The organism is Brevundimonas sp. NIBR11, assembly GCF_027912535.1.
GTDB lineage: Bacteria > Pseudomonadota > Alphaproteobacteria > Caulobacterales > Caulobacteraceae > Brevundimonas.
Genome location: NZ_CP115465.1, coordinates 1,628,965 through 1,651,063, shown reverse-complemented (window position 1 = coordinate 1,651,063; position 22,099 = coordinate 1,628,965). Strand labels below are relative to the sequence as shown.

Annotated in this window: 27 protein-coding genes; 15 read left to right on the top strand and 12 right to left on the bottom strand. The window is 67.5% G+C overall.

All coding sequences use genetic code 11. From position 1 onward, the window contains the following. The first annotated feature begins 130 nt into the window (after positions 1-130). The 4 genes from lepB to O5O43_RS08235 all read left to right on the top strand — a co-directional run bounded on the left by lepB (position 131) and on the right by O5O43_RS08235 (position 3,886). Positions 131-910, top strand: a complete 780-nt coding sequence (gene lepB, locus O5O43_RS08250; protein ID WP_271086411.1) for a signal peptidase I — start codon at positions 131-133, stop codon at positions 908-910. Continuing rightward, complete coding sequence (gene rnc / locus O5O43_RS08245) at positions 910-1,623, top strand: ribonuclease III (protein WP_271083407.1); 714 nt, start codon at positions 910-912, stop codon at positions 1,621-1,623. Before lepB ends, rnc begins: the two co-directional genes overlap by 1 nt. Further along, entirely contained in the window at positions 1,620-2,573 is a 954-nt protein-coding gene (gene era / locus O5O43_RS08240; RefSeq protein ID WP_271083406.1) for a GTPase Era, read from the top strand. Before rnc ends, era begins: the two co-directional genes overlap by 4 nt. Positions 2,574-2,647: 74 nt before the next feature. Continuing rightward, a complete protein-coding gene (locus O5O43_RS08235) occupies positions 2,648-3,886 on the top strand; it encodes a serine hydrolase domain-containing protein (RefSeq protein WP_271083405.1) in 1,239 nt (412 codons plus the stop codon). 22 nt (positions 3,887-3,908) lie between these two features. Here the strand turns inward: O5O43_RS08235 and O5O43_RS08230 are convergent, their stop codons facing one another. The 6 genes from O5O43_RS08230 to O5O43_RS08205 are packed head-to-tail and all read right to left on the bottom strand — an operon-like array spanning position 3,909 to position 6,557. Continuing rightward, positions 3,909-4,295: a DoxX family protein gene (locus O5O43_RS08230; RefSeq protein ID WP_271083404.1), complete on the bottom strand. Its 387-nt coding sequence runs from the start codon at positions 4,293-4,295 to the stop codon at positions 3,909-3,911. Then, the gene (locus tag O5O43_RS08225; protein WP_271083403.1) at positions 4,295-4,762 is read right to left on the bottom strand and encodes a VOC family protein; all 468 of its coding nucleotides are present in this window, start codon (positions 4,760-4,762) and stop codon (positions 4,295-4,297) included. Before O5O43_RS08225 ends, O5O43_RS08230 begins: the two co-directional genes overlap by 1 nt. 30 nt (positions 4,763-4,792) lie before the next feature. Then, positions 4,793-5,215, bottom strand: coding sequence for a VOC family protein (locus tag O5O43_RS08220; RefSeq protein ID WP_271083402.1), 423 nt, complete (start codon positions 5,213-5,215; stop codon positions 4,793-4,795). An 11-nt stretch (positions 5,216-5,226) separates the two neighbouring features. Beyond that, complete coding sequence (locus tag O5O43_RS08215) at positions 5,227-5,706, bottom strand: SRPBCC domain-containing protein (protein ID WP_271083401.1); 480 nt, start codon at positions 5,704-5,706, stop codon at positions 5,227-5,229. A 4-nt stretch (positions 5,707-5,710) separates the two neighbouring features. Then, entirely contained in the window at positions 5,711-6,226 is a 516-nt protein-coding gene (locus O5O43_RS08210; protein WP_271083400.1) for an SRPBCC family protein, read from the bottom strand. Continuing rightward, positions 6,210-6,557 carry a metalloregulator ArsR/SmtB family transcription factor gene (locus O5O43_RS08205; RefSeq protein WP_271083399.1) on the bottom strand — a complete coding sequence of 116 codons (348 nt, stop codon included), beginning with the start codon at positions 6,555-6,557 and terminating at the stop codon, positions 6,210-6,212. The genes O5O43_RS08210 and O5O43_RS08205 overlap by 17 nt, the downstream gene beginning before the upstream one ends. 126 nt (positions 6,558-6,683) lie before the next feature. Between O5O43_RS08205 and O5O43_RS08200 the strand changes: the two genes are divergently transcribed. The 6 genes from O5O43_RS08200 to O5O43_RS08175 all read left to right on the top strand — a co-directional run bounded on the left by O5O43_RS08200 (position 6,684) and on the right by O5O43_RS08175 (position 11,281). Next, positions 6,684-7,295 (top strand): flavodoxin family protein, encoded by a 612-nt coding sequence (locus tag O5O43_RS08200; RefSeq protein ID WP_271083398.1) that lies wholly within the window; start codon positions 6,684-6,686, stop codon positions 7,293-7,295. Positions 7,296-7,451: 156 nt separating this feature from the next. Then, positions 7,452-7,985, top strand: a complete 534-nt coding sequence (locus O5O43_RS08195) for a nuclear transport factor 2 family protein (protein ID WP_271083397.1) — start codon at positions 7,452-7,454, stop codon at positions 7,983-7,985. Then, positions 7,985-8,716 (top strand): DNA repair protein RecO, encoded by a 732-nt coding sequence (gene recO, locus O5O43_RS08190; RefSeq protein ID WP_271083396.1) that lies wholly within the window; start codon positions 7,985-7,987, stop codon positions 8,714-8,716. Before O5O43_RS08195 ends, recO begins: the two co-directional genes overlap by 1 nt. Before the next feature lie 230 nt (positions 8,717-8,946). Continuing rightward, a complete protein-coding gene (locus O5O43_RS08185) occupies positions 8,947-10,479 on the top strand; it encodes an acyl-CoA carboxylase subunit beta (protein ID WP_271083395.1) in 1,533 nt (510 codons plus the stop codon). Then, the gene (locus tag O5O43_RS08180; RefSeq protein WP_271083394.1) at positions 10,479-10,913 is read left to right on the top strand and encodes a hypothetical protein; all 435 of its coding nucleotides are present in this window, start codon (positions 10,479-10,481) and stop codon (positions 10,911-10,913) included. The genes O5O43_RS08185 and O5O43_RS08180 overlap by 1 nt, the downstream gene beginning before the upstream one ends. Before the next feature lie 56 nt (positions 10,914-10,969). Further along, on the top strand, positions 10,970-11,281 hold the full coding sequence (locus O5O43_RS08175) for a phosphotyrosine protein phosphatase (protein ID WP_271083393.1): 312 nt from the start codon (positions 10,970-10,972) through the stop codon (positions 11,279-11,281). Positions 11,282-11,658: 377 nt separating this feature from the next. Here the strand turns inward: O5O43_RS08175 and O5O43_RS08170 are convergent, their stop codons facing one another. After that, on the bottom strand, positions 11,659-12,090 hold the full coding sequence (locus O5O43_RS08170; RefSeq protein ID WP_271083392.1) for a MarR family winged helix-turn-helix transcriptional regulator: 432 nt from the start codon (positions 12,088-12,090) through the stop codon (positions 11,659-11,661). A 70-nt stretch (positions 12,091-12,160) separates the two neighbouring features. Here O5O43_RS08170 and O5O43_RS08165 point away from each other — a divergent pair, with 70 nt between their 5' ends. After that, positions 12,161-12,832, top strand: coding sequence for a glutathione S-transferase family protein (locus O5O43_RS08165; protein ID WP_271083391.1), 672 nt, complete (start codon positions 12,161-12,163; stop codon positions 12,830-12,832). 1 nt (position 12,833) lies between these two features. Here O5O43_RS08165 and topA read toward each other — a convergent pair whose 3' ends face one another. Further along, positions 12,834-15,509 (bottom strand): type I DNA topoisomerase, encoded by a 2,676-nt coding sequence (gene topA, locus O5O43_RS08160; protein ID WP_271083390.1) that lies wholly within the window; start codon positions 15,507-15,509, stop codon positions 12,834-12,836. A gap of 148 nt (positions 15,510-15,657) precedes the next feature. Here topA and O5O43_RS08155 point away from each other — a divergent pair, with 148 nt between their 5' ends. Continuing rightward, on the top strand, positions 15,658-15,906 hold the full coding sequence (locus O5O43_RS08155) for a hypothetical protein (protein WP_271083389.1): 249 nt from the start codon (positions 15,658-15,660) through the stop codon (positions 15,904-15,906). A gap of 105 nt (positions 15,907-16,011) precedes the next feature. On the opposite strand, the gene dprA is transcribed toward O5O43_RS08155, so the two are convergent. Next, entirely contained in the window at positions 16,012-17,094 is a 1,083-nt protein-coding gene (gene dprA / locus O5O43_RS08150; protein WP_271083388.1) for a DNA-processing protein DprA, read from the bottom strand. Further along, complete coding sequence (plsY, locus tag O5O43_RS08145) at positions 17,091-17,729, bottom strand: glycerol-3-phosphate 1-O-acyltransferase PlsY (RefSeq protein ID WP_271083387.1); 639 nt, start codon at positions 17,727-17,729, stop codon at positions 17,091-17,093. The genes dprA and plsY overlap by 4 nt, the downstream gene beginning before the upstream one ends. 129 nt (positions 17,730-17,858) lie before the next feature. On the opposite strand from plsY, the gene O5O43_RS08140 reads away from it, so the two are divergent. Then, positions 17,859-18,779 carry a glycerophosphodiester phosphodiesterase family protein gene (locus tag O5O43_RS08140; protein WP_271083386.1) on the top strand — a complete coding sequence of 307 codons (921 nt, stop codon included), beginning with the start codon at positions 17,859-17,861 and terminating at the stop codon, positions 18,777-18,779. Between the two features lies 1 nt (position 18,780). Here O5O43_RS08140 and O5O43_RS08135 read toward each other — a convergent pair whose 3' ends face one another. Then, positions 18,781-19,185: a hypothetical protein gene (locus tag O5O43_RS08135; RefSeq protein WP_271083385.1), complete on the bottom strand. Its 405-nt coding sequence runs from the start codon at positions 19,183-19,185 to the stop codon at positions 18,781-18,783. A gap of 169 nt (positions 19,186-19,354) precedes the next feature. On the opposite strand from O5O43_RS08135, the gene O5O43_RS08130 reads away from it, so the two are divergent. Continuing rightward, complete coding sequence (locus O5O43_RS08130; protein WP_271083384.1) at positions 19,355-19,762, top strand: RcnB family protein; 408 nt, start codon at positions 19,355-19,357, stop codon at positions 19,760-19,762. A 94-nt stretch (positions 19,763-19,856) separates the two neighbouring features. Here O5O43_RS08130 and gatB read toward each other — a convergent pair whose 3' ends face one another. Further along, entirely contained in the window at positions 19,857-21,362 is a 1,506-nt protein-coding gene (gene gatB / locus O5O43_RS08125) for an Asp-tRNA(Asn)/Glu-tRNA(Gln) amidotransferase subunit GatB (RefSeq protein ID WP_271083383.1), read from the bottom strand. 99 nt (positions 21,363-21,461) lie between these two features. On the opposite strand from gatB, the gene O5O43_RS08120 reads away from it, so the two are divergent. Then, positions 21,462-21,812, top strand: a complete 351-nt coding sequence (locus O5O43_RS08120) for a hypothetical protein (RefSeq protein WP_271083382.1) — start codon at positions 21,462-21,464, stop codon at positions 21,810-21,812. Positions 21,813-22,099: the final 287 nt, after the last annotated feature.

Sequence of the window (22,099 nt, the reverse complement as noted above, 5' to 3'; positions counted from 1 at the left end):
GGCCACGCCGGCCCCTGTCGCACCCATCGCCGCGGCAGCCGCCGCCGCCTCGCGTCCGATCTGGAGCGACCACGGCGATGCTCCCTTCAACGACGTCGGCAAGAAGGAAAAGATCCCCGCCGCCGCCAAGGTGTACGTCAAGGACGACGACAAGGACGACGACGGCGGTTCGGCCGCCTCCGAGACCCTGGAGATCGTCAAGACGGTGGTCGTGGCCCTCGCCATCGCCTTCGTCCTGCGCGTCCTTCTGTTTCAGCCCTTCACCATCCCCTCGGCCTCGATGGAGCCGAACCTTTACGAGGGCGACTACATCGTCGTGTCCAAGTGGTCGTACGGTTATTCGAAATTCTCTTCGGGCCTGCCGATCAACCTGCCGCTCGGCGACGATCGCCTGTTCGGCCGCGCGCCGAACCGGGGCGACATCGTCGTCTTCAAGCTGCCGCGCGACGACAAGACCGACTACATCAAGCGCGTCATCGGCCTGCCGGGCGATACGATCCAGATGATCCAGAACAAGCTCTACATCAATGGCCAGCCGGTCCAGGACGTGGTCGTCAGCGCCGGAGAGGTCAACGACATCTTCGGCCCGCGCCCGGTGACCGAGGTCCGCGAGACCCTGCCCAACGGCAAGACCTTCATGACCCAGGACTTCGGCCCCGGCGGCGACCTGGACGACACCCCGGTCTATTCGGTCCCGGCCGGCCACTACTTCATGATGGGCGACAACCGCGACAACTCGATCGACAGCCGCGTTCAGGAATCGGCCGGCGTCGGCCTGGTCCCGGACGAGAACCTGGTCGGCAAGGCCCAGATCATCATGTTCTCGTGGGAGCCGGGGGCATCGCTCTTCAACCCGGTGAGCTGGTTCGCCAACGTCCGGCCCAGCCGCTTCTTCCGCGTCCTTAACTGATGGCCAATGCCCGGCACGAGGCGGTGGCCGCGTTGGTCGACCGCCTCGGCCACGCGTTCCGCGATCCGACCCTACTTGAGCGGGCCCTGACCCATTCCAGCGTCGGGGAGGGGGCCGCCAAGGCCGCCGGCAAGGCCCCCCGCGACAACGAGCGGATGGAGTTTCTCGGCGACCGCGTTCTCGGCCTTCTGGTCGCCGACCGCCTGCATCGCGACTTCCCGGAAGCGGACGAAGGCGACCTGTCGTCCCGCCTCCACGCCCTGGTCGACAAGCACGCCTGCGGCCGGGTCGGCGCGCGGCTGAAAGTGGGGGATGCTCTCCGTCTCTCGCCCGGCGAGACCAAGTCGGGCGGACGCCGCAAGGAAGGCCTCGTCGCCGACGCCGTGGAGGCCCTCTTGGCGGCCGTCTATCTCGATGGCGGCCTGGACGCCGCCCGCGCCATGTTCGACCGCGCCTGGGCCGAGGAACTGGCCACGCCGGCGCCGCGCGCTCTGAACAATCCCAAATCCGCTCTGCAGGAGTGGTCGCAAGGGTCGGGCCGCCCCCTGCCGTCCTATCGCGTCGTGGGCCAGACCGGCTCCGACCACGCGCCGACCTTCACGGTCGAGGTGTCCATCCAAGGGATCGAACCCTTGACCGCGCCCGGCCGTTCGCGTCAGGACGCGGAAAAGGCGGCCGCAACCGCAATGCTCCAGAGAGAAGGCGTGATTTGACCGACACCAACCCCCAGCAGACCCGTGCAGGCTTCGCCGCCATCATCGGCGCGCCCAATGCCGGGAAGTCCACGCTGGTGAACCGGCTGACGGGGTCCAAGGTCTCCATCGTCACCCAGAAGGTCCAGACCACCCGCTTCCCCGTGCGCGGCATCGCCATGCAGGGCGACGCCCAGATCGTGCTGGTGGACACCCCCGGCATCTTCACCCCGCGTCGTCGCCTGGACCGCGCCATGGTCGCCTCGGCCTGGGGCGGGGCGTCTGACGCCGACGTCGTCGTCCACCTGATCGACGCAGCCTCCCACATCGCCTCCGAGGGCAAGGACGGCACGGCCGCGGATCGCAAGTCCGCCGAGGACACCGAGACCATCATCGCCAACCTCAAGGCGACGGACACCCAGGTGATCCTGGTGCTAAACAAGATCGACGGCATGCGCCGCGACACGCTTCTGGCGCTGTCGCACGGCCTGTTCGAAACCGGCGTTTACTCCGAGGTCTACATGATCTCGGCCCTGTCGGGCGACGGCGTCGACGACTTGAAACAGCGTCTGGCCCGCGACATGCCGGAAGGGCCGTGGCTCTATCCGGAGGATCAGTCCGCCGACGTGCCGATCCGCGTCCTGGCCGCCGAGATCACGCGCGAGAAGGTGTATCTGCGCGTCCACGAGGAACTGCCCTATTCGGCGGCTGTCGAAACCACCGCCTTCGACGAGAAGGCCGACGGCTCAGTCCGCATCGAACAGACCATCTATGTCGAGCGCGAGAGCCAGCGGCCCATCGTGCTCGGCAAGGGTGGGCAGACCCTGAAATGGATCGGCCAGAAGTCGCGTGAGGAGCTGACCGAACTGCTGGACCGCCCGGTCCACCTGTTCATCACGGTCAAGGTCGATCCGAAGTGGCAGGACTCGAAGGCGCTGTACGCCCAGTTCGGTCTGGACTTCAACGCGTAGGGACATCGCGCGGATGTGACCGGGTAAACGCCGGTCAGGAGTGACGAATCGTCCGTAGGCGTTACCAAGCCTCGATGTTTCACGTTCCGCGTACCGCCGGGAACCATCCCCGGCTCTTCCTCGGCTGCATCGCCGCCGTCGTGCTGATCGGCGGCGCCGGTCTGGCGGCCGTGCTGACCAGCCGGCCGCTGCCGACCGCCTCCGATCGTCTCGCCGCGCTGCCGCCGCGCCCGGCCGTCGAGGTCGTCGAGAACCTCCCGCAACTGACCGCCCGCCTGCAGCGCGAGGCAGAGGCCGGCCGCTTCATGGGGGCGGTCCTGGTCGCGCGCGGCGACGAAATCCTGTTCCGCCAGGCCTACGGCACCGCCGACGTCGCGACCGGCGCGCCGCTGACCATCCACTCGCGCTTCCGCCTCGCCTCGATCTCCAAACAGTTCACCGCCGCCGCGATCCTGAAGTTGCAGGACGAAGGCAAGCTGACCATCGGCGATCCGGTCTGCCAGTGGATCCAGCCTTGCCCCGCCGCCTGGGCGCCGCTGAAGATCCACCACCTGATCTCCCACACCTCGGGCATCCCCGACCTGATGGCCCGACCCGGCTGGGGCGCCCGCCGCACCACCCCGGCGACGCTCGACGAACTGACCGAAGATTCAAAGGCTTTCCGCTTGTCCTTCGAGCCCGGCAGCAAGGTTCAGTACAATAACGCCGGCTTCAACCTGGCCGCGGCCATCGTCGAAAAGGTTAGCGGTCAGCGCTTCCCCGACTATCTGCGCACGACCTTCTTCGAGCCTCTCGGCATGGCCGACACCGGCTTCGACGACGACTCTGACCTCGGCATCGTCACCGGCCACGCCAACTTCCCCGCCGGGTTGACGGCCCAGCGTAATCCCAACGTCTCGATCGTCTACGGCGCCGGCGCCCTCTATTCGACGCTGGATGACCTGCTGGTGTGGGAGCGCGCCCTGCACACGGGCCATCTGCTCACCCCCTACAGCTACGCCCAGATGATCATGGACCATTCCCCCGCCGATCAGCCGAACGAGCGGGGCGGACGGCCGCATCGCGCCTGGGGCTACGGCCTGATGGCCAACCGGCTGGGCGCGCGCGTCACGCCCGCCTTCCAGGACTGGGAAATCTACCACACGGGCAGCTGGTCGGGCTTCCGCAACATCGAGGTCTGGCAGCCGGACCAAAGGGTGGCGGTCATCGTCCTGTCGAACAACTACCACCAGCAGCGCGAGGTCCTGCTGATCTCGCAACAGGGCATGGCCGAGGCCCTGGGGCACGAGTTCCCGACGGCGCTGGCCGACTGACCGCCGGCGCTCTCGATCGATGCTAGCGCAGGATCGGGAAGACGGCCCGGACACGCGCATCCCGCAGCCACAGCCCGCCCCACATGACTAGGCCCAGATAGACGCTGAACAGGGTGTGGCTGAACAGCGGGTTGTCGACCCTGAGATTGGTCGCCAGCGCCCCGCCCAGATAGGCCATCATCAGCACCGCCCCGAACAGCGCCGTGCGCGGGATCAGGTACAGGACCAGACAGCTCAGCTCGATGATGCCGAGCAACAGCGTCTTGTCCGGCGTCCAGCCGCTGGTCGTCATATTGGCCGCCACAACGTCCGGCATGAAGAATTTCGGATAGATCGAGGCGCCCAGCATGAACAGGGCGAAAAGGCCGGTCAGGACGCGCCCGACCCACACCATGGGAGACGCCTTCATCAGCCATTCCCCCGCATATGGGCCGGCATCCAGTCGGCGGACGGCACGGCATTGATCATCCACGGGATGCCGAACCTGTCGCTGAAGTTGCCGTAGCCGGGCGACCAGAAGGTCTCCCCGAACGGCATCTGGACCTGGCCGCCCTCGGAAAGGCCGGCGAACACTCGCCTGCACTCCTCGATGTCCTTGGAGTGGAAGGTGACGTCGAAGCCGTTCTTGGGCTTGTCGATGTTCGGGCCGAACTCGGGCGGGATGTCCGCGCCCATCAGCGCATAGTCGCCGACCTGCAGCCAGCAGTGCATCAGCCAGTCCTTGTACTCGGGCTTGATCGGCATGTCGGGCGGACCCTCGCCGAATGGATAGGCGGCGGTGATCTCACCGCCCAGAACCTGGGCGTAGAAATCGAAGGCTTCGCGACACTGACCTTTGAAGCTCAGGCTGGTCACTATCATGGACTTGTCCGGCATCGTCTCTCTCCTTCGTTTATCGGCGTTCTATCAGGCGGCGGGCGCGACGTTGAGCATCCGCGGCACGCCATACTTGTCGGTCCAGCCGGCGAAGCCTCGCGACCAGGGCGTCTCGGCCAACGGCATCCGGACCTCGCCGCCCTCGGACAGGCCGTCGAACACGCGGCGGGCCTCCTCGACGTCATCGAAATGCAGGGTGACGTCGAAGCCGTCCTTGGGCTTGGTCATGTCGGGCGCATAGGCCGGGTGCATGTCCGATCCCATGATCGCCTGATCACCGACCTGCAGCCAGCAGTGCATCAGCCAGTCCTTGATCTCAGGCGGATGCGGCATCTCGGGCGGGCCTTCGCCATAAGGCATGGCGGCGGTGATCTGTCCGCCCAGCACGGCGGCGTAGAAGTCGAAGGCTTCGCGGCAGTTGCCGAGGAAGCTTAGGCTGGTCACGATCTTCATCGGCGTGTCCTTCAGTCGGGGTTGGCGGCCAGCCAGGCCTCGAGCCGGTCGGCCGTGGAGGTCCAGCCGTGCTTGTGGCCGGTCAGGCTCTGTTCGGACTTCAGGCCCTCGTGGGTGAAGTCCATCCGGGTCTTGCCGTCGGCCGTCTCGGCGAAGCGGACGCTGACCAGGGTGTCGACCGGCGGCCCGTCCTCGTGGCTCTCGTCCCATTTGAAGGTGAAGACGATCCGCTCGGGGGCGACGATCTCGCGATAGGTCCCGCCCTGCCACAGGTTCTCGCCCGTGGTCGGCGAGCGCAGGCAGATGCGCCATTCGCCGCCGACCCGGAAATCCGCCGTGGCGCTGACCGCCGGCCATTCGACCGGCCCCATCCACAGGACCATGATTTCCGGATTGGACCAGGCCCGCCAGACCAGCTCGCGCGGCGCATCGAAGACGCGCTGCATGTTCAGGGTCGGGCGAGCCGGGGCTTCGGCGACGAGCGTGCTCATGGGATCAGAACGTCTTCACGATTTCGGCCAGTTGGTCGGAGACCTGACCCCAGCCCTCGTGGAAGCCCATCTGCTCGTGCTGCTTCATCGCAGCCTCGTTCCAGTGGCGGGCGACGGCGGTGTATTTCGTCTTGCCATCGGCCGTCGGCTCCATGTCGACCTGGGCGACCATGAAGGGCTGGCCGGCCGGCTTCCACTCCGGCGTGAAGGCGTCGGTGGTGATGATCCGGCGGTTCGGGATCACGTCCAGGAAGACGCCCGAGTTCGGAAACACCTCGCCGTCCGGCCCGTGCATGGTGAAGTTGAAGCGGCCGCCGGGACGCGGCTCCACCACCGGATCGACGATCGTCCAGGGCTTGGGCGCGAACCATTGGGCCAGGATCTGCGGGTCCGTGTAGGCCTTGAAGACCTTCTCCGGAGACGCGTCGATGATCCGCTCCAGCCGCAGCTCGAAAGCATGGGCGGCTCCGTCGGTGTCGCAGGGATTGTCGTTCGGGTGGGTCTCAATTTCGTTTGCCATCGTCGTTTCCTTTCTGAACCTTACGCAGATAATCTTCCAGGCGGTCGAAGCTCTGGTCCCAGTAGCGGCGGTAGTGTTCCAGCCACTCGGCCATGCCCTTCAGGCCCATCGGCTCCAGTCGGGCAGGGCGCCACTGGGCCTCCTTGCCGCGAGATATCAGACCGGCCTTCTCCAGCACCTTCAGATGCTTGGAGACCGCCGGCAAACTCATGTCGAACGGTTCCGCCAACTCGTTCACGCTCGCCTCGCCCTCGGTCAGCCGCGCCAGGATGGCCCGACGTGTCGGGTCGGCCAAGGCGGCGAACTTGGCGGAGAGAGGATCGGTCTGCATGGCGCTTTCGTTTGTAACTGACCGGTTAAATGAACCGATCCGATCAAGTTGTCAACCGATTGGTTAAATAAGGCGGCGGAACGCCGCCGACCGCCGGTCGTTCTCCCGATACAGCCGGAGATCACTATGCGCGCCGTCGTCCTGAACTGCACTCTCAAGCCCTCGCCCCAGAGCTCCTCGACCGAGGCCCTGGCCAAGGTCGTCATCGCCGAGCTCGAGAAGGGCGGCGCCGAGGTCGAGCTTATCCGCCTCGTCGATCTGAACGTGAAGCCCGGCGTCAGCGCCGACGAAGGCGACGGCGACGACTGGCCCTCCGTCGACGAGAAGCTGAAGGCGGCCGACATCGTCGTCTTCGCCACCCCGACCTGGCTGGGTCAGATGTCGAGTGTCTGCCTGCGCGCGCTCGAACGCATGGACGCGTGGTTCGAGGAGACCGACGACGCAGGCCGCCCCGTCGCCTTCGGCAAGGTCGGCGGCGTCGTCATCACCGGCAACGAGGACGGCGCCCACAACATCGTGGCGACCGTCTGCCAGGGTCTGATCGACATGGGCTTCACCATTCCGGCCCAGAGCTGGACCTACTGGCACCTCGGCCCGGGACCGGGCCCCGACTACACCGAGACCGATCAGGGCCACGACTATTCCGACCGCGTGGGCAGGAACGCCGCCCGCAACCTGATCGCTCTCGCCAAGGTTCTGAAGCCTGAGACTTACCCTGTTCCGGAAAGCGGCGAATAGCACCCCCGCACCGTCATCCTCGGGCTTGACCCGAGGATCGGACGTTGTGACGGTCTTCACGTCGAAGGGCTGGACCCGACGTCGAACCCGTCGCCCTTGCGGCGGACAATCCGATCCTCGGGTCAAGCCCGAGGATGACGGCCTTGGGAGGGCGCGATGTTCGCAGCAATGATGATGGCGCTGGCGCTCCAGACCGCCCCGGGCCCTGCTGAGGCGCAGGTCGCCGCGGTGCTCGATCAGCTGGACGCCGCCTCCAAGGCCGCCGACGCGGAGGCCTATTTCGCCCTCTATGCGCCGGACGCCCGCTTCGTCGGCACGGACGCCAACGAGCATTGGTCGTTGGCCGAGCTGCGCGGCTATGTCGAACCCTTCTTCAATCGCGGCCAGGGATGGTCCTACCCGGCCACCGAACGCGTCATCATCATCGCCCCGATCGAGTGCCGCTGCATCGCCTGGTTCGAGGAGGAACTGACCAACGAAAGCTACGGCCGCACGCGCGGCTCGGGCGTCATGCGGCTGACCGACGACGGCTGGAAGATCGAGCAGTACGTGCTCAGCCTCGCCGTCCCGAACGATCTGGCCTCGCCCATCGCCCGCATCATCAAGACGTTTGAAGAGGCTGAGGAGCGTGCCGTGGCTGAGATGGTCAGACGAGACGCCGAAGCCGTCTCTCGCCCGCCGACCCCCTGATGGAGTTCCACGAAGAGGCCTTCCTCCTGTCGGCGCGGGCCCATGGCGATACCGGGGTCGTCGCCGACCTTCTGACCGAGACCCACGGCCGCCACGCCGCCTTCATCGCGGGGGGAGCCTCGCGCCGCATGAAGCCCTTCCTGCAGCCGGGCGCCCGGGTCATCGCCGACTACCGCGCGCGGACCTCCGACCACCTCGGCTCGGCCCGTCTGGAGCCGGTCGGGGAGGGGCCCAGCGCCCTGTTCGACGACCCCCTGGCCCTGACCGGCCTCGCCGCCGCCGCCGCCGTGGCGCAGGGCGCGCTTCCCGAACGCGAGCCCCATCCCGGCGCCTTTCTGGCGTTCGAGGCCCTGATGGCCGCCTTCCAGGTTCCGTCCGTCTGGCCCGCCATCTTCGTCCGCTTCGAGGCGGGCCTGCTCGAAGACCTCGGCTTCGGCCTCGACCTGTCGTCGTGTGCCGCCACCGGCACGATGGACGACCTCGTCTGGGTCAGCCCCCGCACCGGCCGCGCCGTCAGCCGCGAGGCCGGCCAACCCTATGCCGACAAGCTCCTGAAGCTCCCGCCCTTCCTGCTGGGCGCCCAGGCGGGTTTGCGGGACGGCGACGTCGGCGCCGGCCTCGACCTCACCGGCCACTTTCTCGAGCAGTTCGTCTTCCACCCACAGAACAAGCCGATCCCGCCCGCCCGCGTCTGGCTGGTCGACAAGCTGCGCGAGGCGGGGCGTTTGTAGGGTCGTACAAGACCTCTCCCTCCCCCTGCGGGGGAGGGTCGCTGAGTGCAGCGAAGCCGGGTGGGGAGGGCCAGGCAAGGCTCCACTGGCTTCGTCGCCATGTCGCCTTGCCGCCCCCACCCGGTCGCTCCGCGACCACCCTCCCCCGAGGGGGCGGGGAGAAGGCTGTGCCTCACGCTTGCCACCTGCGACAGCCGCTCCTAATCCAGAGCGACACGGAGACTGCCCCCATGAAAGCCATCCTCGACCAGCTGGAAGCCCGCCGCGAAGCCGCCCGCAAGGGCGGGGGCGACGCCCGCATCGCCGCCCAGCACGCCAAGGGCAAGCTGACCGCGCGCGAGCGGATCGAGGTCCTGCTCGACGAGGGCTCCTTCGAAGAGACCGACATGTTCGTGGAGCACCGCTCCCACCAGTTCGGCATGGAGAAGCAGCGCGTCCCCGGCGACGGCGTGGTGACCGGGCGCGGCACGATCGGCGGCCGTCTGGTCTATGTCTTCTCCAAGGATTTCACGGTTTTCGGCGGCTCTCTGAGCGGCGCGCATGCGGCCAAGATCGTCAAGCTCCAGACCATGGCCCTGACCAACGGCGCCCCGATCATCGGCCTGTTCGACGCCGGCGGCGCCCGCATCCAGGAGGGCGTCGAATCCCTCGCCGGCTACGCAGACATCTTCCTCCAGAACACCCTGGCCTCGGGCGTCATCCCGCAGATCAGCGTCATCATGGGCCCCTGCGCCGGCGGCGACGTCTATTCGCCGGCCATCACCGACTTCATCTTCATGGTGAAGGACACCTCCTACATGTACGTGACCGGCCCGGACGTGGTCCGCACCGTCACCAACGAGGTCGTCAGTCACGAGGATCTGGGCGGCGCGCGCGTCCATGCCGGCAAGTCGGGCGTCGCCGACGGCGCCTTCGAGAACGATCTGGAGGCCCTGTCGGAGGTCCGTCGCCTGATCGGCTTCCTGCCCTTGTCGAACCGCGAGAAGCCGCCGGTCCGCGACAGCTACGACGACCCGGAGCGCGACGAGGCCAGCCTGGACACCCTGGTCCCGGCCAATCCGAACCAGCCCTATGACATCAAGGAACTGATCCTGAAGACGGTCGACGAGGCCGACTTCTTCGAGATCGGCGCCGACTTCGCCAAGAACATCGTCTGCGGCTTCGGCCGCCTGGACGGCCAGCCCGTCGGCATCGTCGCCAACCAGCCCCAGGTCCTGGCCGGGGTCCTCGACATCGACTCATCGCGCAAGGCCGCCCGCTTCGTCCGCTTCTGCGACGCCTTCCACATCCCTCTGGTGACCCTGGTCGACGTCCCCGGCTTCATGCCCGGCACGCGCCAGGAGTACGGCGCCCTGATCAAGCACGGCGCCAAGCTGCTGTTCGCCTATGCCGAGGCCACGGTGCCCAAGCTGACGGTGATCACGCGCAAGGCCTATGGCGGCGCCTATGACGTGATGAGCTCCAAACACCTGCGCGGCGACGTCAACTACGCCTGGCCCTCGGCCGAGATCGCCGTCATGGGCGCCAAGGGCGCGGTCGAGATCATCTTCCGCAAGGAGGCCGGCGACCCCGAGGCCCTGGCCGCCCGCGAGGCCGAGTACAAGGACCGCTTCGCCAACCCCTTCGTGGCTGCGGGTCTGGGCTATATCGACGACGTGATCATGCCGCACGGCACGCGGCGGAGGCTGATCAAGGCTCTACGGACGCTGAAGGGGAAGACGCAGAGCAATCCGTGGAAGAAGCACGATAATATTCCACTGTGATGGAAAATCTGCCGGAAGGGATCGAAGTCGAAGATGACGGAGCCGTCCGGTTTTCCGGCAGGGCGCGTTGGCTTCTGCTCGCCGTTCTGAAACGTGCGAAATTCGCCGGCGATTACGAGTCGATCGCTCTGTTCAATCCTTGGATGGCCTCGCTTGCAGCCCATCTTACTGCCGAACTGGCTCCAGACTCCGAACTGCAACCGTATGCCGACGATGGCGCGACAAGGTACTCGATCGCGCGTGCGATCGCGTACGACGCTGACAATATGGGCTGGTGGAAGATGACCGACGCCGAGCGAGCCGATTTCCTTCAATCGGTCGTCGCCGCGCCCCATGTGATGTCGCAAGAGACGGTCGAGGAAATATTGCTCGCGGTCACTGACGTCGTCGAAAACGCGCGCAGAATGGTGAACGCTGCGAGCGCCGCTCCCTGACCAACCTCCTCTTCCTCTGCTCCCGCAACCGCCTCCGCTCGCCGACGGCCGAGCAGGTGTTCGCCGCCTGGCCGGGGGTGGAGACGGCGTCGGCCGGGCTGGCGCCCGATGCGGACGAACCCGCCACCTCCGAACTCGTCGAATGGGCCGACGTGATCTTCGTCATGGAACGCGCCCACCGCACGCGGCTCCAGAAGCGGTTCCGAAAGAGCCTGAAGTCCGCCCGCGTCGTCTGCCTCAACTTCGTCAGCCTCCGGCTCGACCGGGGGCCCGACGACGACGGCTTCATGCAGCCGGAACTGGTGGCTCTGCTAGAGAAGAAGATGGGGCCGCACCTCCGATCCCTCTCCCGGCGGGAGAGGGCTTGAGCACACGGCGGCGCAGCCGTCGTCCTTGTGCGAAAGGGTGAGGGGCTGATCTATCCATCGGCGTAAGCCGTCGCACTGCCACGGCTAGCGCCGACTTCGACAGCAACCCCTCAACCCTTTCGGCTGGCGCACCGCTCCGCTCTGCGAGCCTCAAGCCCTCTCCCGCCGGGAGAGGGATCAGCGATGGCCATCAACGGATGCCCGAAATCAGCCAACGATTTCAACGGCCGGATCTGCGGAGAGCCGTTTTGTCCATCACGTCTGAAAACACCCTCATACTGGTCCCCTTCGCGTAGAAAGGATCGGCATGAGCGGACTCACCGGATTCCCCGGACTCCCCGGACTCGGCGGACTCAATTTTCGGAGTCCGGATCGCCTCAGCTCAGCCGCTTCAGCCCGCCCCTCAGCGCATCGCCCTGGCCGTCCAGCCCCGCCTCGATCTCCCCATGCACCGCGCGCCAGATCGGCGTCGCCTCGGCCAGCAATCCGCGCCCCAGATCGGTCAGTCCGACCCGCCGCCCTCGCCGGTCCTGCGCGTCCACGGCCATGACGACCGCCCCCATCCGCTCCAGCGGCTTCAGGTTCGCCGTCACCGTCGACCGATCCATGGCCAGGAGGGTCGCCACCGCCCCGATGGTCGGGGGCTCGGGCCGGTTCAGGCCGTTCAGCAGCGAGAACTGGCCCGAGGTGATCCCCACCGGCCGCATCGCCTCGTCGAAGCGCCGCGACAGGGCCCGCGCCGCGCGCTGGGCGTGCAGGCACAAACAGTGGTCCCGGATGTGCAGGGTGGTGGCGAACGTCTCTGGCATCGCTTGTGTCATCGCCGCCAGTATGTTGATATCAACCTATCTCGTCAATGACGACGGCCGGAGAGAAGCCATGAACCGTGTCACCGCCTTTCAATGGGTTCCGCCCTTCGCCCAGGGGTCCGTGCGCGACATCCGCGTCCGCTGGGCGCTGGAGGAGGCGGGCATCCCCTATGGCGACCACCTGATCGGCTTCGAAGACCAGGCCACGCCCGAGTACCGCGCGCTCCAGCCCTTCGGCCAGGTGCCCGTCTATCGCGACGACACGGTCCAGATGTTCGAGAGCGGCGCCATCGTCCTCTATATCGCCCAGTCATCCGACGCTCTGATGCCCGCCGATCCGGCCGGCCGGGCCATGGTGATGACCTGGCTGTTCGCGGCCATGAACAGCGTGGAGCCCCTTGTCGCCCAGCTGGCCGGCATCGACTTGTTCCACGCCGGCGAGGCCTGGGCGAAGGAGCGCCGCCCCCAGGTTGAAACGATGCTGCGCAAACGCCTGGCGGATCTGCAGACGGCGCTGGGCGATGCCGACTTCTTCGCCAACGGGGCCTTCAGCGCCGCCGACATCCTGATGACCCATGTGCTGCGCGACCTCCGCCACACGACGATCGTCGCCGACTATCCGAAGCTGGCCGCCTATCTGGCCCGCTGCGAGACGCGGCCCGCCTTCCAGCGCGCTCTGGCCGACCAGCTCGCGCCGTTCCGTGAGGCCGAGGCCCGCCAGCCGGAGCTGGCGGGGAACTGACCTATTCGGCCGCGTCGGTCTTTGTCTTCGGCGCGGCCTTCTTGGCGGCCGGCTTCTTCGCAGGGGCTTTCTTCGCCGCCGGCGTCTTGGCCGCAGCGGCCTTGGGAGGGGCGGTCTTCTTCGGAGCGGCCGCCTTCTTCGCCGGGGCCTTCTTGCCCTTGGACGGGGCGGCCGCGGCGCGAGCGGCCAGAAGCGGCACGGCCACGTCCATGGTCATGTCCTCAGGCGCCGTTCCCTTGGGCAGGGTGGCGTTGATCTTGCCCGACTTCACATAGGGACCGAACCGGCCCGACATGACGTGGACGGGCTCGCCCGTCTCCGGGTGCGTGCCCAGGTCCTTCAGCGGGGCCACAGCCGCGCCGCGCCCCCGGAATCCGCCGGCTCGCTTTTCGGCCAGCAGGACCACGGCCCGGTTCAGCCCGATCTCGAAAACTTCATCGATATCAGCGACATTGGCATAGGTCCCGGCATGCAGGATGAAGGGCCCATACCGCCCCAGACCCGCCGTGATCATCTTCCCGTCCTCGGGATGCTCACCGATCTCGCGCGGCAGGCCGAGCAGACGCAGCGCCTGTTCCAGCGTCAGCGACGCCGGGCTCCAGCCCTTGGGCAGGGACGACCGCTTCGGCTTCTCCTCGCCTGGCGGCGTGGTTTCGACATAGGGGCCGAACCGCCCGATCTTGAGCTGAACCGGCTGACCCGTCGCCGGATCGACGCCCAGCTCCCGGTCGCCGCCATCCGCCCCGCCGCCCTCGGCGTCGGGCGCCGCCACCGGCCGGGTGTATTTGCAGTCGGGATAGCGCGAGCAGCCGACGAAGGCGCCGAACCGGCTGGTCTTCAGGCTCAGCTGGCCCTGATGGCACAGGGGGCATTCGCGCGGATCCGACCCGTCTTCCTTCATGGGGAAGATATGCGGCCCCAGGCTCTCGTTCAGGGCGTCGAGGATGGCCGTGGTCCGCAGCTCTCCCGCCGCCTGGGTCGCGACATGGAAGTCCGACCAGAACTCGCGCAGCAGCACCTTCCAGTTCAGATCGCCGGCCGAGACCTCGTCCAGGCGGGTCTCGAGCGCGGCGGTGAAATCGTACTCGACCCATTTCCTGAAGAACTGCTCCAGGAAGGCTGTGACCAGCCGTCCCTTGTCCTCGGGATAGAAGCGGTTCTTCTCCATGCGGACGTATTCGCGGTCCCGCAGCGTCGTCAGGATCGAGGCATAGGTCGACGGACGTCCGATGCCGAGCTCTTCCAGCTTCTTGACCAGGGTGGCCTCGGAGAAGCGCGGCGGCGGCTCGGTGAAATGCTGGTCGGTGCGGACCGCCTCGACCTTGGCCTTCGCGCCTTCCTTCAGGGTCGGCAGGCGGGTGGAATCGTCGTCCTCCTCGCCCTCGGCGCCCTTCTGCTTTTCGTCGCGGCCTTCCTCGTAGACGGCCAGGAAGCCGTCGAAGGTCACGACCTGACCCGTGGCGCGCAGCCCCGTCTGGCCGTCGGGGGTCTCGACCTCGACCGTGGTCCGGTCCAGACGCGCCGCCTCCATCTGCGAGGCGACCATCCGCTTCCAGATCAGCTCGTAGAGCCGCTGCAGGTCGCTCTCCAGCCGCAGGCTGTCGGGGTGGCGGGCGATGTTGGTCGGGCGAATGGCTTCGTGCGCTTCCTGGGCGTTCTTGGCCTTTGTCTTGTAATGGCGGGCCTCGGCCGGGACGAAGGCGGGCCCGAAGGTGTCGCCGATCACCTGACGCGCCTGGGCCAGGCCCTCGGGCGTCGTCTGGACGCCGTCGGTCCGCATATAGGTGATCAGGCCCCCGGTCTCGTCGACGCCCTCGTACAGCTTCTGAGCGGCCCGCATGGTGCGTTGGGCGTCGAAGCCGAGCTTGCGCGCGGCCTCCTGCTGGAGCGTGGAGGTGGTGAAGGGCGGGGAGGGGAAGCGGCGGACCGGCTTCTTCTCGATGGACTTGATGGTGAAGTCGCCGGCCTTGATGGCGTCGCGGGCTGCAAAGGCCATGGCCTCGGAGGCGATGTCCAGACGTTGGACCCGTTTACCTTCGTGCTTCACCAGACGCGTCGTGAACGGCGGGCTGTCGGCGGCCAGATCGGCCTCGATCGACCAGTACTCCTGGGCCTTGAATCGCTCGATCTCCATCTCGCGATCGACGACGATCCGCAGTGCGACCGACTGCACCCGACCGGCCGAGCGGGCGCCGGGCAGCTTTCTCCACAGAACGGGCGACAGGGTGAAGCCCACCAGATAGTCGAGGGCGCGGCGGGCCAGATAGGCCTCCACCAGCTCCATATCCAGCTCGCGCGGAGCGGCCATGGCCTCCAGCACGGCGGACTTGGTGATGGCGTTGAAGGTGACGCGCTGGACCTCGGTGTCCTTCAGCGCCTTCTTCTTGGTCAGGACGTCGAGCACGTGCCAGCTGATCGCCTCGCCCTCGCGGTCGGGGTCGGTGGCCAGGATGACGCGGTCGGCCCGCTTGGCCGCCTCTGCGATTTCGGACAGGCGCTTGGACGCCTTGGCGTCGACCTCCCACTCCATGGCGAAGTCTTCGTCAGGCTTCACCGACCCATCCTTGGACGGCAGGTCGCGGACGTGCCCGTAGGAGGCCAGAACCTCGAAGTCCGAGCCGAGGTATTTGTTGATGGTCTTGGCCTTCGCGGGGCTCTCGACGATGACGAGATTCATTACGGCTCAGTTTGGGAGGAGGGGCGCAGAACGTGGTTGGCGTTGCGAACCGTGTCAACCGCACGAAACTTCACGGGACGCCATCTCGTTAAGGTTGCGAAGATACCTAAAGTTGTATCCAATGTCCGAGCTGGGCTAAGGAGAGGCTATGGCGATGCAAAGCGCGAGCGGAACGATGGGGGAGGCCCCGATCAAAGCCGCACAGGACGAACAGGCGACGGAGTTCCCTGTGCGGGAATACATCGGCGCCATGGCGCTGGAACTGGCCCAGATGGCGCGGTGGGATGGGGACGAGGCGCTCGGCCGAATCCTCGAGAGCGCCGCGACCCTGGCGGCCGAGCCACTGAACCGGCCCGCTCCACCGCCGCCCGAGACGGGACGCCGCCGCCCGGCCTAGAGCATCATCGTCTGGTGCAGGATTTGCTTCTCGGGTCCGACATGCAGAGTGGATCATGCTCTCGCGTAAGTCTGGAGCCCTATCATGGCATTAGCTGACCAGGCTCTAGGTTGAGGCCGATCCGCCGGGCAGAAGGGTGGCCCGCCCGGCGAGGCTGAGCTCCAGCAGGGCCGCAGCCACATCGGCGATCGGCGCGCTCAGCGCTCGGGCGATCTCGTCGCGCGGCGTCGGCGTCGGCGACAGCAGATCGGCGACGCGATCGAGGAAGACCGCGTCGATCTCGTCCGGCGCTCCGTCAAAGGGATGGTCGGCGGGCGGCTCGGCGAGAGTGCGGAGGGTCTCGAAGGCCCGGCGGACGTCATCCACGCCTTCGCACAGGATCGCGCCCTGTCGCAGCAGCTCGTTCGGCCCCTTGGAGCGGGGATCGAGCGGCGAGCCGGGCACGGCGAAGACATCGCGGCCCTGCTCGTTGGCCAGCCGGGCGGTGATCAGCGATCCGGACCGCAGTTCGGCCTCGACCACGATGACGCCCCGCGACAGGCCGGAGATGATGCGGTTGCGCCGGGGGAAGTCCCGGGCCTGGGCCCTCGCGCCCATCGGGCTTTCCGACACGACACAGCCTCGATCGACGATCTGGTCGTAGAGGCCCGCGTTCTCGGACGGATAGACGTCGTCGACACCCCCGCCGAGGACGGCCACCGTCCCGGTCTCCAGCGATCCGCCATGGGCGGCGGCGTCGATCCCCCGCGCCAGTCCGGACACCACCACAAACCCGGCCTGACCCAGCTGGGTGGCGAGACCTCGCGCGATCCTCTGGCCGCCCGCCGAGGCGATCCGGGCGCCGACAACGCCGACGGCCTCCCGAGATAGCAGGCTGACGTCGCCTCGCGTCCACAGCAGAGGCGGGGGCGGATCGACGGCGGCCAGCATCGGCGGATAGGCGGCGTCGCCGAGAACCAGAAGGGTGGCGCCGATGCGCTCCCCGGCGGCCAGTTCCCCATCCACCCGCTCCATGGGGGGCAGGGCGTAGCCGTGGCCGCCGCCCTTGCGGACCAGATCGGGCAGGGCGTCCAGCGCCCGCTCGGCGCTGCCGAACCGTTCCAGGAGCTGGCGGAAGGACACCGGGCCGACCCGCTCGCAGCGTGCGAGACGCAGACGGGCGAAACGCTCGGCATCCGACAGGCTCACGTCCTGGCGGCGCCGATGCGGGGCTCGGCCCCCTTGAGCAGACGGGCGATGTTCTCGTGATGCCGGATGTAGATCAGGATCGCCGTGACGATGGCCAGGATGAAGATCGGCTGGGGCGCCGGCAATCCGAGCCTCGGCAGGGGTAGGAGGGCGTAGAGCGGCGCGGCGGCGGCCGCCACCAGCGCGGCCAGCGAGGAATAGCGCAGGGCGAAGGCGACGATCAGCCAGGTCGCCCCGGCCATCAGCCCCAGCGGCCAGCAGGCGGCGATCAGCAGGCCGAAGAAGGTCGCGACCCCCTTGCCGCCCCGGAAGCCCAGCCAGACCGGGAACAGATGCCCCAGGAAGGCGGCGCCGCCCGCCAGGGCCCCGGCCAACTCCGACCCGAACAGGTGCCGGGCGATCAGCAGGGCGGCGGCCCCCTTGCCGGCGTCCAGCAACAGCGTCGCCAGCGCCAGGTCCTTGCGGCCGGTCCTCAGGACATTGGTCGCACCGATGTTGCCGGATCCGATGTTGCGGACGTCGCCGGCGCCGGCCGCGCGGGTGATCAGAACGCCGAACGGGATGGAACCCAGCAGATAGCCGCCGACGGCCACTGCCGCGAGCGTGCCGATCGCTGGCCCGACTAGATCCTGCACCCGATTCTCTCCCGACCATCTTTGGCTGCGACCATGCGTCGGCGCAGGCGCGCGGGCAAGGGATGCGCCTGTCTTACGCCCGTCGATCTGCGGGTCTATGAGGGCGCTCCAGTTCGCACAGGCCCTTCCATGACCCGCTTCGTCGCTCCCGCCCTGTTGACCGCGCTTCTGGCGTCCGCCTGCGCGGCCACGCCGGTCCGGCCGGCTCCCGAGACCCCGGCTCTGGCCGCCTATTTCGACTGCATCCGGACCGGCGGCGGCGTCGCCATCTCGGCGCACCGGGCCCAGTCGGCTGACGATCAGGCGGAGAACTCCATCGGCGCCATCGAGGCGACCGGCCGCGCCATTCCCGGCGCCATCCTCGAGATCGACGCGGTCCTGACCTCCGACGGGCGGCTGGTGCTGATGCACGACGAGACGCTGGATCGGACCTCGACCGGCTCGGGCAAGGTCTCGGACCGGACCTTCGCCGAGGTGCGGGCCGCGCGGCTGGAGGCCACGAACGGCGCGGTGACCAGCGAGCCGCCGCCGACCCTGCGCGAAGCCCTGGACGCCGCTGGTCGCGTCCGGGCCATCGCCAGCATCGACCTGAAGCCCGCCGACGAGGCCGCAACCCTGACGCTGGCGCGGGCGGTGATCGCCGAGGTGCGGGCGGCGAACGCCCAGGATCGGGTGATCCTGATCACCTATTCGCCGGAGACGGCCCGCGCCGTGGCGGCGATGGCGCCGGAGATGATGATCTCCGCCGGGCTCAATGACGTGGCCGGGCTGGAAGGCCTGAACGCGCCCCAGATCCTGGCCTGGACCGGGACGCGGGAGGTGCGGCCGGCGCTGTGGCGGTCCCTGGCCGAGGCGGGGGTCGAAGCCCAGTTCGGCACCCTGGGCGCACCCGGTCGGCGACTGGACGACCAGTATGCGGCGGACGGCGATCCATCGGAGTATCGCGACCTGTTCGATCAGGGCGCGTTGGTCATCGCCACCGACACGCCGCTGGCGGTGAAATCGGTGCTGGCGGCCCAGGTGGCCGCCGCCGAGCGCTGCCCGCGCTAGATCAGTCCGCGACGGGCGACAGGGTGACCTTGACGCCTTCCTGCAGTTCGCCCGACGCGCCGCGGGCCTCGCCGAGCTCGAATCTGGCCGTTCCCCCGCGCCGGATCGTAAGCCGCGGATTGGCCAGGTCCTCGCCGTCGCGATTGACGTAAGCCTCGATCATCAGACTGCCGTCCTCGCCGTCGCCCTGAACGGGCTGCAGGTCGGCGGTGAAGGTGTAGACGGCGTCGGCGCCGACGAGATTGATCTCCGCCTGACCGCCTTCGGCTATAATGGCCTGGGCCGAGGCCACGGGCGCGCCGGCCTTTAGGACGCTGAAGTCGACGATATAGCGGGGCGCCTCCTGCGCCGCAGCATTCGTGGCCGACAGCATCGCGGCAAGGGCGATAGGGATCCAGGCGCGCATTGTCTCTCTCCGGATGTCCGACAACCGAAGGTATCCGATTCCCGGCGAGCGGGTATCGCGATTTCTAAACGCGCCGTTCAGCACCAGTTCATGTCGCCGGCCCGAAGCTCCCGTTCAAGGTCGGGCACCGCGCGCTTACCCCGCGCAACCCCAATCAAGGAGCAGTGCAGTGAAGAAGACCAATCTTTTCGTCATCGGCGCCGTGACCCTGGCCACTCTGGCCGCACCGGTCGCCGCATCGGCCCAGCAGTGGCGCGGCGGTGATCGCGACCGCGACGGCCGGTACGAGCGCTGGGAACGTCGCGACGACCGTCGAGATGACCGCCGCTGGGATCGTCGCCATGATGATCGCCGCTGGGACGACCGTCGCGACGATCGGCGCTACTACAACAATCGCCGCTACTATCGCGGCGCGACCCTGCCGTATCAGTATCGCCAGAACTGGTACATCCGCGACTACAACCGCTATGGCTATCGCACCCCGCCGCGCGGCTATGGCTACTACCGCACCGATACCGGTGACGTGGTGCTGGCCGCCCTGGCGACCGGCGTGATCATCTCGCTGCTCTCGAACTAAGAGCGGCGCGGCGTCCGAAAGGCCCGTCCGGAGCGATCCGGGCGGGCCTTTTGCCATCCTGATCAACCCCGCTCAGGCAGCGAGCGATAGCGCCCTAATGGATGCCCAGCTTGGCCTTCAGGATCTCGTTGACCGAGGCCGGGTTGGCCTTGCCGCCGGTGGCCTTCATCACCTGGCCGACGAACCAGCCGAGGGCCTGGGGCTTCTCGGCGACGGCGGCAGCCTTGTCGGGGTTGGCGGCGATCAGGTCGTCGACGGCCTTCTCGATGGCCCCGGTGTCGTTGACCTGGACCAGGCCGCGCGCCTCGACGACGGCGCGGGGCGATCCCTCGCCGTTCCAGACGTGGTCGAAAACTTCCTTGGCGATCTTGGAGGAGATCACGCCCTCCTCGATCAGGGCCACCAGTTCGGCGACGTGGGCGGCGGGCAGGGGGCTTTCGGAGAAGTCCTTGCCGGCGGCGGCCAGACGCGCCGACAGCTCGTTCGTCACCCAGTTGGCCACCAGCTTGGCGTCACGACCCTTGGCCGCTTCTTCGAAATAGTCCGCCTTGGCCTGCTCGGAGATCAGGACGATGGCGTCGTATTGCGACAGGCCGTAGTCGGCCATCAGCCGACGGCGCTTCTCGTCCGGCAGTTCCGGCAGGTTCGCCTTGATGTCGTCGATCCAGGCCTGTTCCAGCTCGAGCGGCAGCAGGTCCGGATCGGGGAAATAGCGATAGTCGTTCGCCTCTTCCTTGGACCGCATGGAGCGGGTCTCGCCGGCGGTCGGGTCGTACAGACGGGTCTCCTGAACGATCTTGCCGCCGTCTTCCAGAATCTCGATCTGGCGACGGGCCTCGTAGTTGATGGCCTGGGAGATGAAGCGGAACGAGTTGACGTTCTTGATCTCGCAGCGCGTGCCGAGGAAGCCGAAGTCGCCGGTCTCCTTGAACTTCGCATAGTTCCCGGCGCGGCAGACCGAGACGTTCACGTCGGCGCGCAGGTTGCCCTTCTCCATGTCCCCGTCGCAGGTGCCCAGGTAGATCAGGATGGTGCGGATCTTCTTGACGTAGGCGACCGCCTCCTCCGGCGAGCGGATGTCGGGGCGGGAGACGATCTCCATCAGGGCGGTGCCCGCGCGGTTCAGGTCGACATAGCTCTCGGTCGGCGACAGATCGTGGATCAGCTTGCCCGCGTCCTGTTCCAGATGCAGCCGCTCGATGCCCACGTTGAAGAAGGTCCCGTCCTCGCCCTCCACCTCGACCACGCCCTCGCCGACGATCGGATAGTAGAGCTGGCTGATCTGATAGCCGGTCGGCAGGTCGGGATAGAAATAATTCTTCCGGTCGAACTGGCTCTTCCTGTTGATCGCGGCCTTCAGGCCGAGGCCGGTCTTCACCGCCTGTTCGACACAGTGCTTGTTCAGCGTCGGCAGCATGCCGGGGAAGCCCGCATCCACCAGCGACACCTGCTCGTTCGGCCCCGCGCCGAAGCCCACGGCGGCGCCGGAGAACAGCTTGGCCTTGGAGGCCACCTGGGCGTGGATTTCCAGGCCCATGACGATTTCCCAGTCGCCCGTGCGGCCCTGGATCAGTTTCGAGGAGGAGAGGGTGTCGGTCATGCGGCTTTCCTAGCGCCGTGTGCGTCGCAGCGAAAGTTCCTGTCTTGAGCCTGTCGCGATTTGCGCGTCATCTGCCGCTCCCGTTCCGGAGTTGCTTCCATGATCAAGACTGTTCTCGCCGCCGTGGCCCTCTCGGCCATCTCCACCGCCGCCTTAGCCCAGACGGCTCCGGCCCAGGTTGATTCGGCCCACGCCGGTGGCGAGGCGCACGCTGCGGCTCGCCCGACCATCGAAAGCTCGATCAAGGACTTGCTGGCCAATCCGGAGACCCATGCGGTGATGGAAAAGCACATGCCGGGCGTCAGCCAGCATCCGGCCCTGCCGCAGTTCCAGGACATGACCCTCGCCCAGGTCGCCCCGTATTCGCAGGGCGCCGTGACGCCGGAGTTGATCGCCACCATCGACGCCGACCTGAAAGCCCTTCCGGCCCCCGCCGCCCACGCCCACTGAGGCGATCGTCTGCGTCTCCCGCCGGGAGAGGCTTATCTGCGCCATACCCATCAACGGACACCGGAATTCGACCAACGAATTCAACCCCCGGCTCCATTTAAGCCCATTGTCGCAGGCGCCCCTCAAATCGGGCGTATACTTTTCCCCATCCCGTCGTTGGGGAAGGCGTCCTGGGCCCAGGACCCGGACGTGCGGCGGGGACTGATCGTGCGGGTAGTAGCGGAGGGAGCCAACGATTTGGCTCCCGAAGCGAATGTCCGAGGGGCGTGAAACCTCGGAGCCCGGCG

Excerpts from the sequence above, each read along its gene's own strand:
- rnc (WP_271083407.1), top strand. The coding sequence starts at position 910 with ATGGCCAATGCCCGGCACGAGGCGGTGGCCGCGTTGGTCGACCGCCTC.
- O5O43_RS08235 (WP_271083405.1), top strand. The coding sequence starts at position 2,648 with ATGTTTCACGTTCCGCGTACCGCCGGGAACCATCCCCGGCTCTTCCTC.
- O5O43_RS08230 (WP_271083404.1), bottom strand. The coding sequence starts at position 4,295 with ATGAAGGCGTCTCCCATGGTGTGGGTCGGGCGCGTCCTGACCGGCCTT.
- O5O43_RS08225 (WP_271083403.1), bottom strand. The coding sequence starts at position 4,762 with ATGCCGGACAAGTCCATGATAGTGACCAGCCTGAGCTTCAAAGGTCAG.
- O5O43_RS08220 (WP_271083402.1), bottom strand. The coding sequence starts at position 5,215 with ATGAAGATCGTGACCAGCCTAAGCTTCCTCGGCAACTGCCGCGAAGCC.
- O5O43_RS08215 (WP_271083401.1), bottom strand. The coding sequence starts at position 5,706 with ATGAGCACGCTCGTCGCCGAAGCCCCGGCTCGCCCGACCCTGAACATG.
- O5O43_RS08210 (WP_271083400.1), bottom strand. The coding sequence starts at position 6,226 with ATGGCAAACGAAATTGAGACCCACCCGAACGACAATCCCTGCGACACC.
- O5O43_RS08205 (WP_271083399.1), bottom strand. The coding sequence starts at position 6,557 with ATGCAGACCGATCCTCTCTCCGCCAAGTTCGCCGCCTTGGCCGACCCG.
- O5O43_RS08200 (WP_271083398.1), top strand. The coding sequence starts at position 6,684 with ATGCGCGCCGTCGTCCTGAACTGCACTCTCAAGCCCTCGCCCCAGAGC.
- O5O43_RS08195 (WP_271083397.1), top strand. The coding sequence starts at position 7,452 with ATGTTCGCAGCAATGATGATGGCGCTGGCGCTCCAGACCGCCCCGGGC.
- recO (WP_271083396.1), top strand. The coding sequence starts at position 7,985 with ATGGAGTTCCACGAAGAGGCCTTCCTCCTGTCGGCGCGGGCCCATGGC.
- O5O43_RS08185 (WP_271083395.1), top strand. The coding sequence starts at position 8,947 with ATGAAAGCCATCCTCGACCAGCTGGAAGCCCGCCGCGAAGCCGCCCGC.
- O5O43_RS08180 (WP_271083394.1), top strand. The coding sequence starts at position 10,479 with ATGGAAAATCTGCCGGAAGGGATCGAAGTCGAAGATGACGGAGCCGTC.
- O5O43_RS08170 (WP_271083392.1), bottom strand. The coding sequence starts at position 12,090 with ATGCCAGAGACGTTCGCCACCACCCTGCACATCCGGGACCACTGTTTG.
- O5O43_RS08165 (WP_271083391.1), top strand. The coding sequence starts at position 12,161 with ATGAACCGTGTCACCGCCTTTCAATGGGTTCCGCCCTTCGCCCAGGGG.
- topA (WP_271083390.1), bottom strand. The coding sequence starts at position 15,509 with ATGAATCTCGTCATCGTCGAGAGCCCCGCGAAGGCCAAGACCATCAAC.
- O5O43_RS08155 (WP_271083389.1), top strand. The coding sequence starts at position 15,658 with ATGGCGATGCAAAGCGCGAGCGGAACGATGGGGGAGGCCCCGATCAAA.
- O5O43_RS08140 (WP_271083386.1), top strand. The coding sequence starts at position 17,859 with ATGACCCGCTTCGTCGCTCCCGCCCTGTTGACCGCGCTTCTGGCGTCC.
- O5O43_RS08135 (WP_271083385.1), bottom strand. The coding sequence starts at position 19,185 with ATGCGCGCCTGGATCCCTATCGCCCTTGCCGCGATGCTGTCGGCCACG.
- gatB (WP_271083383.1), bottom strand. The coding sequence starts at position 21,362 with ATGACCGACACCCTCTCCTCCTCGAAACTGATCCAGGGCCGCACGGGC.
- O5O43_RS08120 (WP_271083382.1), top strand. The coding sequence starts at position 21,462 with ATGATCAAGACTGTTCTCGCCGCCGTGGCCCTCTCGGCCATCTCCACC.